Here is a 12,783-nt window from a genome sequence, read left to right on the forward strand (position 1 = left end):
TTTATCTGTATACCCGCAATTACGATAAGGTGATTGAATATGCCAATGAAGTACTCACTGCGAATCCCAAAGCAATGCTGAGGGACCTGAAAACAATTTCCAACCTTACTCAGGAATACGGTCCGATTGCAGAGGATTATATCCGCGTTGAATACCCGGCTAACCTGCTTTTGATGACGGGGTACTCCCAGCTGGCTTATGTATATGGAAACTATCCTACGGGTAAAAGATTTATGCATTCAGACAAATTAGCAACTAAAGAAACCACCCAGAGTGATGGTCCGTGGGGTATTTATGCGGCTAAATTATTCTATTTACCGCCTTTAAATTACAATAGTGGTTACGTAGCTACTCCTAAAATGCCGGCTTTATTTGAATATACCGACCGTGAGGCAGGGGTAGGCTATAGCCGTACGGTAGTTCCGATTTTCCAGACGGATGAAGTACTCCTTTGCCGGGCTGAAGCCTATATCATGAAAAATGATTTTACAAATGCTACAGCTGACCTGGCTTTATGGATGTCCCAGCATACTTCCTCTTCTGTAACTTTAACAAGAGAGCTGATCAATAGCTATTATTCAGGACTGGCTTTTTATACACCTGAAAATGCGACCGTAAAGAAAGAGATCAACCCGGAGTTTACATTGTCTGACGAACAGAAAAACTTTGTTTACTGCCTGCTGCATTTCCGCCGCATTGAAACCATTCACGAAGGATTGCGCTGGTTCGACATTAAACGATTCGGCATCAAGATATACCGCCGTTTCCTGGATGAAAACTATAAAGTTACCCGTCAGGATTCCCTGGAAGTGAATGACCTGCGCCGCGCCGTTCAGATACCAAATGATGTAATCAGTGCAGGACTGGCTCCGAATCCGAGATAGTACTTACATAACTTATTAATAAAGTATGAATATGAAAAAAATAATAATATATCTGTTAGCTCTTACATTGACAGGATGCCTCTGCTCCTGCGATGATGACAAACCCAGCGGTCACAGTATCTTCCCTACGGATGGTGAAGAGGGAAGTGAATTTGACCAGTGGCTGCTGTATAACTATGTATATCCTTATAATATCGAGGTAAAATACAAAATGGAGGATATCGAGTCGGATATGAAGTATACCCTGGCTCCGGCTTTACCTGATAAATGCGTGGCTTTGTCTAAAGTAATCAAATACCTATGGCTCGAAGCTTACGACGAAGTGGCAGGACTGACTTTTACCCGCACCTATACTCCCCGTGTAATCCACATGATCGGTTCCGGTGCCTATAATACAAACAATACAGTCGTTCTGGGTACAGCCGAAGGCGGATTAAAGATCACGCTTTACAAAGTAAATGACATCGATCCGGAAACAGTGACGGCGGCTCAACTCAACAGTGACTACCTGAAAACAATGCACCATGAGTTCGCTCACATCCTGCATCAGACAAAGAATTATTCTACAGAATACCAGAACATTACCGGTAAAGATTATATCGGAGATCAATGGAGCTCCGGCTCCCAGACAGAAGCACTGGCCCGTGCAAAAGGATTTATCAGCCGTTATGCCCGTTACAGTGCAGATGAAGATTTCGTGGAAATGATCTCTATTTTCGTTACCCGGGATCAGGACGCATGGGAGGCATTACTTGAAGCTTCCAATACCGTAGCTGACGGAAACACGGAAACAGGTAAAGCCCTGCTTGAACAAAAATTCGAGATCGTAAAGGATTACCTGAAAAATTCCTGGAATATCGACATCTATGAATTGCGCAGTGTCGTTCAGAGACGTGGAAATAGTCTGGACCAATTGGATTTAACAAAAATTTAATACATAGTCTGTTATGAAGAAAATACTATATTTACTCCTTCTTCTCCCGTTCTTCTCCCTGCAATCCTGCGTAGAGGACGAGAAAGACATATTTGATGCTTCTGCTGCCGAAAGAATCGCGGCTGCCATGAAGGAATACAGGGCTACCCTGGCCGCTGCTGAAAACGGCTGGTTGCTGGCTTACTATCCCGAGAAAAATCACTCTGTGGGGGGATATAACATGATGGCTAAGTTTACAGCCGACGGTTATGTTACCCTTTCCTCAGAAGTAGCTACCCGGAATTATGCAGCCGGAGATACCGTAACTTCCCAGTATGAGATCATCTCTGATATGGGACCGGTGCTGACGTTCAATGCCTATAATGAAATTCTGCATCATTTCACAGAACCGAACGGCTCCGCTGATGTAGACGGTATGGCCGGGGATTATGAATTCGTGTTTATGGATGTGAAGCCGGATAAGATCATATTAAAAGGAAAGAAATATGACAATAAACTGGTCATGACCCGTTTGGAAGAACCAACTAATCCAAAAACATATTATAAAAGTATTTCGGATAAAATAAGAGAGTCTGCGGTTTTTGGTGGTTTTTATTTTATCGTAAATGAGGACACTTTATGTATTGCAGAGGTTGTAGACAGGACAATGCAGATTTCCTATGAAGACCGGGATGAAAATGGGGATACCATTGTAAAAAGTGAAAGTCTGGCTTTTACTTATACTCCTACCGGTTTTAAATTATACGAACCTTTCGAGTATATTGCAATGGATATGAAACAAAGTGTGACAATTGAAAACTTCGATTGGAACAATGAACAAAAAGCTTTTATCTGTACAGATCCGGGAGTAAATGTAATCTTTAAGGGATATGTAGATCCCAATTTTGAACTTTTTTATGAAGATTATTTGGGAGAATGGACATTTAAATATGGTAATGGAAAATCTGTTAAAGTAAACGTTGTGAAAGAAGTTGAAAATAAATCCGTACGGTTGACAGGCTTAACATTTGACATTTTGATGAATTATGATGCTCTCCTGGGACGTTTGGTATTCTATGGACAAAAAGTAGCCGAAGATGTAGAGGCTGCCTCATGGCAAGTAACATCTCCCGGATACCTGGATGCCAGTGCAAGTTATGGAATGGTAACTTCCTGGAATAAAAAAGAAAATCCAATGGTACTGAACTGGGTAGACAGAGGTACATGGAAATATGAAGTGAAGGGTTTCATTTTATGGACTTCCGGAGGAGAATACAAAGGAGGCGGAGAAAGTCGCTTCACCTATATCTCTATGGAAAGATAAAAGTAATAGAATTAAAAAAATTACATATGAAAAAAATATTCAGTTTATTGATCATGACACTCTGCCTCTTTCTGGCAGGGTGCTCAGACAACGAAAATAACAGTAACATACCAGAGCTGGGTATAGAAAGCTCTGAGGTGATCTTTGGCGCAGGAGGAGGAGAAGGAACAATAACCGTTGCTGTCCCCAACATAGCAGCCAAAGCGGACCAGGATTGGTTTACCGTATCTGTGTCCGGAAATGTGGTAAAAGTAGTAGCTTCTGAAAACCGCGATGTTAACGGACGGACCGGACAGGTGATCCTCACTTCAGGAGGGTTGAAACGTACTGTTCCCGTAACCCAGTATGGACTTACCATTAAAACCAGTCCGTCAGAAATTATTCTGGCCGGAGCCGGGGATGAACAGCAGGTAGAAATTGTTTGCGATATCCCGGTTACTGTAGAAACCCTTGATTCCTGGATAAGTGCTACCCAGACAGGGGATACCCTGACTGTAAAAGCCGGAGCAAACGAAGCAATAAAAACCCGTAAAGGTACCATTAAACTAAGTGTTACTGAAAATGTTTATGCTGTTATTTCCGTTTCTCAGGATCCGGCACAACCCATCACTTACAATGACTTGCTGGGAGAATGGGATTTCAACTACGACAATGGCAAAACGACTAAAGTAACGCTGGCTACTAAAGTCAGGAATGAAAGCTTTACAGTGACCGGTTTAAGTATGAAATTTGAAATGAAATTCTATACGAACGGAAATATGGAAATATTACCGCAGGATATCGGGACGTCAGGGGCCAATACAGTAAGGCTTTGTCCCTGGGAAGTAAGCGGAGAGGGAACACTTACCTGGGCAGACGGTGTAGGCCTGATCAGTGAAATCAGCGGAACGCGGAACGATTTAGTCTATACTTTTGTAGACAATGGCGTATACGGTGAAAAAGAGATGAAAGGGTTTATCCTGTGGATGTTTGACAGTAATGGCACAAGTGCAGGAGAATACAAGGGAGGTACTTCTCGTTATACCTATATTTCTATGGAAAAACACAAATAAAATTCGGAATTAAAAAGGTTGGCTGTATTTTACAATATAGCCAACCTCTTTTTAACTAAGCAGCACTAATCTTCAATGCTTTGTTTTACTTTATAGCCTATACATCCATAATACAAAATATAGAATTCTCCCGCAACAACCAACCACCATGTTTCTCTCCAGTTTCCTCCAAGAATATCAGCTAAAATGCCCTGCAAGAAAGGAATAACACCTCCCCCTACTACTCCTATCATGAGAATTCCTGACGCCTTTGCCGTATAAGGACCCAATTTAGCAAGTGCCAATGCATAAATAGCCGGCCACATCACAGAATGAAACAATCCAATTCCCACTAATATCCAAGGATTTTTCAATAACATCGCTAAAATTAATAACAATATGGCCCCTAAAGAGGCAAAAATCAATTGTGTTTGTCCGGAAATACGCGTATACACCGATCCCCAAAAACGTCCGATCAATATACCTGTCCAGTACAAAGCTGCCATTTTAGTTGCCATTAATGCAAAATTGTGACCCAATTGTGTAGCATAAAAATTTATGTTTGCTCCAACGGCAACTTCTACACCAACATAACAAAAAATGCCAACCACTCCCAACTTTAAGTGTGAAAAAGACCAGACATTTCTATTCAATTTAATGTGCTTTTTATCCGGTATAAAAACGGAAGGTAATTTTATTTTTCCAGTAACAAATGTAATTACTGCAACCCCTGTCATTAAACCAACTAGAGGCCAGATAAATTGATGGGTTTGTACCTGATGCAAAGGGATCCCTGAAAAAATAACATAACTGACCACTAGAGGCCCTATGGCCATACCAACAGAATTAGTAGTCCCTCCTATCATTTGCCGCTGAACAGCAGTCGTTTTTTTCATAGGATAGACTTGTAAATAAAGTCCTGTCACAACTTGCAAAATCGTAACAGCTACCCCAATTACAAAAGAACCGAGTAAAAAAATAAAAAATCCTGTAGAAATCCGATTACCCAAAAGAAAGAGAAAAGAAGGAACATAAATATGAAGTAAAACAGCCAGTTCATAGATTCCAAGTCCCAATAAAAAAATAAGTAAGGCATAGAGAGATGTTCTCCGATAACCAATTTGATTTACCCAACGCGTTGCAAATCCTTCAGATAATGGATATGCTAAAAACCATGTAAAATTCAATAAAGTAACCAATGCATTCGTAACATTACCTGTATGGGGTAACATTGCTACTTGCAGGGGAATTTGTAATTGCTGGTTTATAGTTGTAAACAATCCCACTATAAAATAAAGAAACAGCATTAAAATAAATGCTGCCATTTTTCCTCTTATATCTCCTTCCATTGCATTCATAACAGAAATATTTCTGGTTTATAAACGCAATTACAGAAAAAAAGATAGTTAAAAGAATAGATAGTTAATTCTTATCGTATGGAAAATTCTTTAAAAATACTTCCCTTTATTGAGAACAATTTCCATTTTCATAATAATTCCGGTTATTTAAATAAGAAAAATGAATATCTACATTTTCATATCCTACTTGCTTTAAATACCGGCAAATAATACCGGCTACTTCATCTTGTACCTCTAAACTCCGTTCAAAATAGGCTACCTCTATAAAAGGCCAGTCTCCTTGTCCGATCTGTCCATCTCTTACTATCTCAGAATGAATAACTTCCAGTACAATATGTTCACGGGGACAACCAATCGTCTCCTGAAGATGGTCTGTCATCTCCCGGCTAATTTCCGCTAACTTTACCGGATCAGTAGTATGAAATCTCAAAAAGGGCATAATATGTGTTTTTTTCAATCATACGTATCTTTTTACAAAAAGATAGGCATACAAAGGTATTTAATTCCAGAAAAAACTTATTTCTTTCTCCTGGATTTTTCCTGTACAACTGAATTTTCCCCATAGCAGTAACCACATTCCTTGGTAGATAAAAAATACCGGGAATATATGGGCAATTTTTTATCAATACACAACTGAGCATATAATTTACTGCACAAAGCAACCCAACCCTTTCCCAATCCATTTTCATAAGTCATATTACCCAAATGGTCATATCCGATACAATGGGCAAATTCATGAAAAATCGTATGGGTTTTGCTTTCGTCATCTGCATAATGTTCTAAATAACACCATTCATTCAGTCCCATAATACTATTTCCTCCTATTCCATTTTTCCCTACAACATGCCCATAAATCAAAGTTTTCAATGAAAAAATTTGCGTTAAAAGATCATCGATATTTACAACCGTTTTAGAATTATCCAAATATAATTTTCCCCTGTATTTATCTATCTCCTGTAAAAATTCACAGGAACTAAACAAAGCCGACAAGTTCAATGATATAGCGACAGCTTCCCTCGCATGTGACGGTAACAAAGGCGTCCAATTTTCTCCATAATAATCCCCAAAAGCAATCTTCCAATGGCAAAGAGAATTTGTCATTTGCAAATGGATCATTGCATTCAATCTCCAATTGTAATTCATCAGGCCTTATTTTGGAATTCAATATTACTGCCTTACCTTCTTTTGTGTAATATTTACAATCTTTTTTCCAAAAAGGTAAAAGACGGCGGAACTCCAGAAAAGGCCAAATTATTTCAAATTCCATTAATCGAATTCGTTCCCTTATACCTGTATGATAAGCCCATACCGTCACATTTTGAATAGGACGAGGCGAATAAAAACGCAATAATAATTCTTTTCTTCTTGTAAGCTGAACCTGCAAAGGTCTATTTACATAAAAACTCCGCGCCTCATGATCGAACAACACTTTCGGAGATTCATGATCCCAGAACATAAAACGACAAACCCCGGGAATATAATCTCTTTCAGTTATTTTAAAAAATCCTTCAGGGAACCATCCTTTCACTCTTTTTTCTTCCCCTTTTCCCTCTTCTGTAATGAACAAAGCAAATCCCAGGCATATAAAATATATACCTATTTTTCTATAAAAAAACATACCACACCTCTTTTCCCACTAATCAATCTTCTGCTTCCTTCCTATTTCTGTATATATTTTAGAAATACACCTTTTTAGCAAAGAGTAAAATAGAATTCAATAATTTTCGCACTACAAATAAAAGAATTTTAATAACTCAAAACTAATTTCTTACGGATATTTTGGAAATTTATATCAATCATATAACCTTTTATATCTTCATTCCATATTGCTTTAACTTTCCGTCCATTCAAGACCGGCTGTATATCTCTTTTTTCTGCAGCCAGTTCTATACGATATTTCCTCTTTGCTATCTGCCCTTTATAACTTCCCTCCGCCGGATAAATGATCATTACGGTCTGTCCGTTTTGCCTCTCATACTCCATTTTTGTAAAAGCCTGCTCTCCTTTCTGATAATCCAGAGTAAGTCCGTCATCTTCATATAAGGTATAAACATGCCGATCCCCATCTTGACCAGGGTAACAGCGGATGATTAACTCTGTTAAAGGTTCAGAAGCCATCCTTTCCCGATAAGGCTGCATTGGAAAAGGATATCCCCCTTTTATATAAAGAGGAAAACAATCCAGTTCACAAGATTCTATAATAGTTTTACCTCCTTCTTCTCTTTTACCTGTAAAAAAATTATACCATACCTCTCCTCCCGGTAACCAAACTTGTTGCTGTGCCCGCTTTTTTTCACCGAGTCCAGGAGTTGTTATCGGAGCTCCCAATACTAAATCTCCAAATAAAAACTGCTGGGGATTCCGATAAGCCTCTTCCTTCTCCGGATATTCAATATACATAGGCCGGATAAGAGGTAACATATCTTTATGACACTGCCAAACAGAAGTATAGAGATAAGGAAACATCTGAGAACGTATGTGATAAATCCTATGCACAGCTTTTTCTGCTTGTTCTCCCCACAACCAAGGTCTGCGATCTAATTTTTTATCGTATACAGAATGAATACGTAAAGAAGAATTCAGTAATCCGAATTGTGTCCAACGGGTATATAATTCAGGATCGTTTCCCTCATAAAATCCACCTATATCATGTGCCCAGAAAAAACAGCCGGCATTCCCACTACTGGCCGTCAACTCAATTTCAAATTTCAACATCTCCCAATTTCCAACAGCATCTCCAGAAAATTGAATCGGATGACGATGATCTCCCCAACCTCCCCACCGGCTAAAACCAGCTCCACGTAAATTATTTTTGCAAGAATAATTGTAATAAATATAATTGAGCCAAGGCAGATGTTTCATGTCCGTACCTCTTACTTTAGGATAAACATAATCTTGTTGCCAATCGAGCCACCAAAAAGCGATACCTAAACGATCGGATTCAGTATGGGCGTATTTCATAAAATTCTTCATATAATTGCGATTACCCGCATCAAATATTAATTCTTTCCTTTCATTCGTATCCACTCCCATAGCCTGCATAAAATCATTGTAAACAGCTTCATGAGCCCGTATTCCGTCATGAGGATGTTCATTTAATACAACTTGAATACCTTCTTTCTTTAAATCATTCAATAATTCTCCGGGGTCTGGGATAAGGGCTTTATTCCAGGTGTATCCTGTCCATCCCCGATTACCGGCATGACCTGTACCGGAAACCGCCTCTTTCTGGGTATGCCAGCCCATATCAAAGACTAATATATCCAATGGAAAATCATGCTTGTGATATTCATTTACAAGATCCCTATAATCCTCAGAAGTATAATTCCACCAACGACAATACCAGGAGCCATGTACATATTTCCGGGTCATGGGTACAGGACCACTGATATCTTGCAGACTTCTAAGAGCAAATTTGAAATCGTTTCCGTAAATAAACAAATAAATATCCTGTATATGATCAGCCGGCCGACGCTGTATCCAACCATCTTTCAGGATTTCATTTCCCGTATCATGAATAGCATACCACCCATCCCGGCTAAGCAATCCCTCCTGCAATTTTACCGGTTTCCCAACAGCATCCAGGGTTGTTAAAGTACCTCCTAAATTACGTTTCTGCGTACTAGCCATATACCACCTCTGCTCTTTTCCTTCATGTTTATAATACACCCGTAAATTCATTTGTCCAAAAGGAAATCCATCGTTAAAATATTCTATACGCATCAAAGAAGTAGAAAGAATATAATGATTTTTTTCTTTCTTTTCTATCCTTATCTCTTTAAAATCATAAGAACGATTCTGAGCAAATAAAGTAGGTTCATCTACAAAATGTCCCCCCTGAGCATATTCCAAACGAACCAGTCCCGGATTAATAAAAGTGAACCGGCTATTCCCTATAATTACGGGGTTTTCCCCTTTTATACCCGCAAAATTTAAAACAATTAAAATAATCAGTAAAAAATACCCTTTCATAAAAAATCCTTTTAAACAAATATCCGAAAAGTCCCCTAAAAGAAACTTTTCGGATATTTCCTAATTCTAAAAATTTCTACCGGTATTCATCCCAGCTTTTAATGGCAATATCTTTTTTATCCACTTTGCAAATAGCATAAATAAAAGCGCTTGCCAGACGGGCGTTGGTAAGTAGCGGTATATTATAATCTACTGCTGCCCTACGAATTTTATAGCCATTATCCAATTCCCTTTTCGTTAAATTCTTGGGAATATTAATAACCATATCAATTTTTTTATTTTTCAAATAATCCATAATATTAGGCTCTTTGGCTTCATCCGGCCAATATAAAATAGAAACTTCTATTCCATTATCAGCAAAAAATTTAGCAGTTCCAGCTGTAGCAAATATGTTATACCCTTTAGCTATCAACATACGGGTAGATTCCAATAATTCCACTTTCGAACGAGTCGGACCGGAAGAAATCAATATATTTTTTTCAGGGATACGGTGTCCTACAGACAACATACTTTTTAATATTGCCTCATAATAATTTTCACCTATACACCCTACTTCCCCTGTAGAAGACATATCCACCCCCAATACAGGATCAGCTTTTAACAAACGGGCGAAAGAAAACTGAGAAGCTTTTACTCCCACATAATCCAGATCAAATACAGATTTGTGTAATTCTTCCATGTGTTCTCCCAGCATGATACGGGTAGCCATTTCCACAAAATTATACTTCAATACTTTAGAGACAAACGGAAAACTACGGGATGCTCTCAGATTACATTCAATTACCTTGATATCATTGTCTTTAGCTAAAAATTGCATATTAAAAGGACCCGAAATATTTAATTCTTTTGCTATAGCACGGGCAATTTTTTTAATGCGTCTGATCGTTTCAATATAAAGTTTCTGAGCCGGAAATACGATAGTTGCATCTCCGGAATGCACTCCTGCAAATTCAACATGTTCGCTAATAGCATAAGCCTTTATTACGCCTTCCTGAGCCACTGCATCAATTTCTACTTCTTTAGCCTGTTGAACAAATTCTGTTACAACAACAGGGTGATCCTTAGAAACTTCTGCTGCCAATTCCAAAAAATGAAGTAATTCTTCTTTGTTAGAAACGACATTCATGGCTGCTCCCGAAAGAACATAGGAAGGACGAATTAACAAAGGAAAGCCCACTTCGTCAATAAATTTGTAAATGTCTTCAATACTGGTTAATTCTCTCCAACGGGGCTGGTCGATCCCCAGCTGATCGCACATAAAAGAAAATTTCTGACGATCCTCAGCTCTGTCTATAGATAAAGCAGAAGTTCCTAAAATATTTACATGTTGCCCGTAAAGCCTCATAGCTAAATTATTCGGGATCTGACCTCCAGTGGAAACGATAACTCCTTTCGGTTCTTCCAAATCCACGATATCCATCACCCGTTCAAAAGATAATTCATCAAAATACAGCCGGTCGCAGGTGTCATAATCAGTACTTACAGTTTCCGGATTATAATTAATCATAACAGAACGATATCCTGCTTTTTTGATCGCATTTACCGCACTTACACAACACCAGTCGAACTCCACGCTACTCCCGATCCGGTATGCGCCTGACCCCAGTACAATCACAGAGCGCCCGTCCCGTTCATATGTGATATCCGTTTCGTTTCCATTATAAGTAGCATACAAATAATTTGTCTTCGCCGGATATTCACCTGCTAAAGTATCAATTTGCTTAATACAAGGAGTAATTTCCAGTTCTTTTCTATATTCTCTAACCTTTAACATTTTCTGATGAGCAGTTAAAGTATCGTCTTTAATCGTAAAGCGTCCTATCTGGAAATCTGAAAAACCCATCTGTTTTGCCTTTTTGAGCATAGCAGGAGTTACTCCCCTCACTGTTGTATATTTATTTAATTCATTTTTCAATTTATGAATATTTTCCAACCGTACCAGGAACCATTTATCAATTTTCGTCATTTCGTGAATTTTCTCTACGGAATAACCTTGATCGAAAGCTGCAGCTATAGCAAAAATACGGGCATCTGTAGGATGTACTAACTCTTCATCTATATTTTTTACTTTCTTATTATTACCCACAAATCCATGCATTCCTTGGCCTACCATACGAAGCCCTTTTTGAATTACTTCTTCAAATGTTCTTCCAATGGCCATAATTTCACCTACACTCTTCATCGAAGAACCAATTAACTTCGATACCCCCTCAAATTTATTTAAGTCCCAACGCGGAATCTTACAGACAATATAATCCAAAGCAGGCTCAAAGCAGGCAGTCGTAACTTTCGTAACTGAATTTTTTATTTCATGTAATCCATAACCCATCGCTAGTTTTGCCGCAACGAAAGCCAAAGGATATCCTGTTGCTTTAGAGGCCAGAGCACTGGAACGTGACAAGCGAGCATTTACTTCTATTACCCGGTAATCTTCAGAATTAGGATCCAATGTATATTGAACATTACATTCTCCTACAATACCGATATGCCGGATTATTTTTATCGCGATTTGCCTGAGTTTATGATATTCACTGTTGCTTAACGTCTGTGAAGGAGCCACCACAATACTTTCTCCGGTATGTATCCCTAAAGGATCAAAATTTTCCATATTACATACAGTAATACAATTGTCATATTGATCCCTTACGACTTCATATTCTATTTCCTTCCATCCTTTTAAGGATTCTTCCACCAATATTTGAGGAGAATAAGAGAAAGCACTACCAGCTAATTTTTTTAATTCTTCCATATCAGAGCAAAACCCGGAGCCCAACCCCCCTAAGGTATAAGCCGCACGTATAATCAAAGGAAATCCCAATTCCCCGGCTGCTTCTATAGCATCATGCATATTATTAGCAGCTATACTACGTGGAGTCTTTACTTCTATTTCATGTAATTTTCCAGCAAATATCTCCCGGTCTTCGGTGTCAATAATAGCCTGAACAGGAGTTCCTAAAACCTCTACTCCATACTTTTCAAGCACCCCACTCTTATATAAAGCAACTCCACAATTTAAAGCTGTCTGGCCTCCAAAAGACAGAAGAATCCCATCAGGACGTTCTTTTTCAATCACTTTCTCAACAAATTCCGGAGTAACTGGCAAATAATAAATTTTATCGGCTATTCCTTCCGACGTTTGGACAGTGGCAATATTCGGATTAATGAGCACACTATATTTGCCTTCTTCCCTGATCGCTTTCAACGCTTGTGAACCGGAATAATCAAACTCTCCGGCTTCTCCTATTTTCAATGCACCCGATCCCAGTAATAATATTTTATTTATTTCTTTCATTTCCATTCG

9 protein-coding genes are annotated in these 12,783 nt (G+C 38.7%); 4 read left to right on the forward strand and 5 right to left on the reverse strand.

The features are described 5' to 3' along the window. The 4 genes from Q0465_RS00005 to Q0465_RS00020 all read left to right on the forward strand — a co-directional run. Positions 1 to 884, forward strand: an 884-nt coding sequence (locus Q0465_RS00005) for a RagB/SusD family nutrient uptake outer membrane protein (RefSeq protein ID WP_298611073.1), incomplete at its 5' end; no start/stop codon positions are given. Between the two features lie 31 nt (positions 885 to 915). After that, positions 916 to 1,818 carry a putative zinc-binding metallopeptidase gene (locus Q0465_RS00010; RefSeq protein ID WP_298611075.1) on the forward strand — a complete coding sequence of 301 codons (903 nt, stop codon included), beginning with the start codon at positions 916 to 918 and terminating at the stop codon, positions 1,816 to 1,818. A 13-nt stretch (positions 1,819 to 1,831) separates the two neighbouring features. Further along, on the forward strand, positions 1,832 to 3,121 hold the full coding sequence (locus tag Q0465_RS00015; protein WP_298611077.1) for a DUF4302 domain-containing protein: 1,290 nt from the start codon (positions 1,832 to 1,834) through the stop codon (positions 3,119 to 3,121). A gap of 26 nt (positions 3,122 to 3,147) precedes the next feature. Beyond that, complete coding sequence (locus Q0465_RS00020; RefSeq protein ID WP_298611079.1) at positions 3,148 to 4,173, forward strand: BACON domain-containing carbohydrate-binding protein; 1,026 nt, start codon at positions 3,148 to 3,150, stop codon at positions 4,171 to 4,173. A 65-nt stretch (positions 4,174 to 4,238) separates the two neighbouring features. Here Q0465_RS00020 and Q0465_RS00025 read toward each other — a convergent pair whose 3' ends face one another. The 5 genes from Q0465_RS00025 to carB form a co-directional block, all read right to left on the reverse strand. Then, positions 4,239 to 5,510: an MFS transporter gene (locus tag Q0465_RS00025; RefSeq protein WP_298611081.1), complete on the reverse strand. Its 1,272-nt coding sequence runs from the start codon at positions 5,508 to 5,510 to the stop codon at positions 4,239 to 4,241. A gap of 106 nt (positions 5,511 to 5,616) precedes the next feature. Continuing rightward, the gene (locus tag Q0465_RS00030) at positions 5,617 to 5,949 is read right to left on the reverse strand and encodes a DUF1904 family protein (protein ID WP_298611083.1); all 333 of its coding nucleotides are present in this window, start codon (positions 5,947 to 5,949) and stop codon (positions 5,617 to 5,619) included. A gap of 77 nt (positions 5,950 to 6,026) precedes the next feature. Further along, the gene (locus Q0465_RS00035) at positions 6,027 to 6,653 is read right to left on the reverse strand and encodes a hypothetical protein (protein WP_298611085.1); all 627 of its coding nucleotides are present in this window, start codon (positions 6,651 to 6,653) and stop codon (positions 6,027 to 6,029) included. A gap of 603 nt (positions 6,654 to 7,256) precedes the next feature. Beyond that, positions 7,257 to 9,482: a TIM-barrel domain-containing protein gene (locus Q0465_RS00040; RefSeq protein WP_298611086.1), complete on the reverse strand. Its 2,226-nt coding sequence runs from the start codon at positions 9,480 to 9,482 to the stop codon at positions 7,257 to 7,259. Positions 9,483 to 9,558: 76 nt separating this feature from the next. After that, entirely contained in the window at positions 9,559 to 12,774 is a 3,216-nt protein-coding gene (gene carB, locus Q0465_RS00045; RefSeq protein ID WP_298611088.1) for a carbamoyl-phosphate synthase (glutamine-hydrolyzing) large subunit, read from the reverse strand. Positions 12,775 to 12,783 lie beyond the last annotated feature (9 nt).

The organism is uncultured Odoribacter sp. (assembly GCF_937966165.1).
Lineage (GTDB): Bacteria > Bacteroidota > Bacteroidia > Bacteroidales > Marinifilaceae > Culturomica.

What these genes read in the sequence shown, in the direction of transcription:
- Q0465_RS00025 (WP_298611081.1), bottom strand. Translation starts at nt 5,510, where the DNA reads ATGAATGCAATGGAAGGAGATATAAGAGGAAAAATGGCAGCATTTATT.
- Q0465_RS00035 (WP_298611085.1), bottom strand. Translation starts at nt 6,653, where the DNA reads ATGAATTACAATTGGAGATTGAATGCAATGATCCATTTGCAAATGACA.
- Q0465_RS00020 (WP_298611079.1), top strand. Translation starts at nt 3,148, where the DNA reads ATGAAAAAAATATTCAGTTTATTGATCATGACACTCTGCCTCTTTCTG.
- Q0465_RS00030 (WP_298611083.1), bottom strand. Translation starts at nt 5,949, where the DNA reads ATGCCCTTTTTGAGATTTCATACTACTGATCCGGTAAAGTTAGCGGAA.
- Q0465_RS00015 (WP_298611077.1), top strand. Translation starts at nt 1,832, where the DNA reads ATGAAGAAAATACTATATTTACTCCTTCTTCTCCCGTTCTTCTCCCTG.
- Q0465_RS00010 (WP_298611075.1), top strand. Translation starts at nt 916, where the DNA reads ATGAAAAAAATAATAATATATCTGTTAGCTCTTACATTGACAGGATGC.
- carB (WP_298611088.1), bottom strand. Translation starts at nt 12,774, where the DNA reads ATGAAAGAAATAAATAAAATATTATTACTGGGATCGGGTGCATTGAAA.
- Q0465_RS00040 (WP_298611086.1), bottom strand. Translation starts at nt 9,482, where the DNA reads ATGAAAGGGTATTTTTTACTGATTATTTTAATTGTTTTAAATTTTGCG.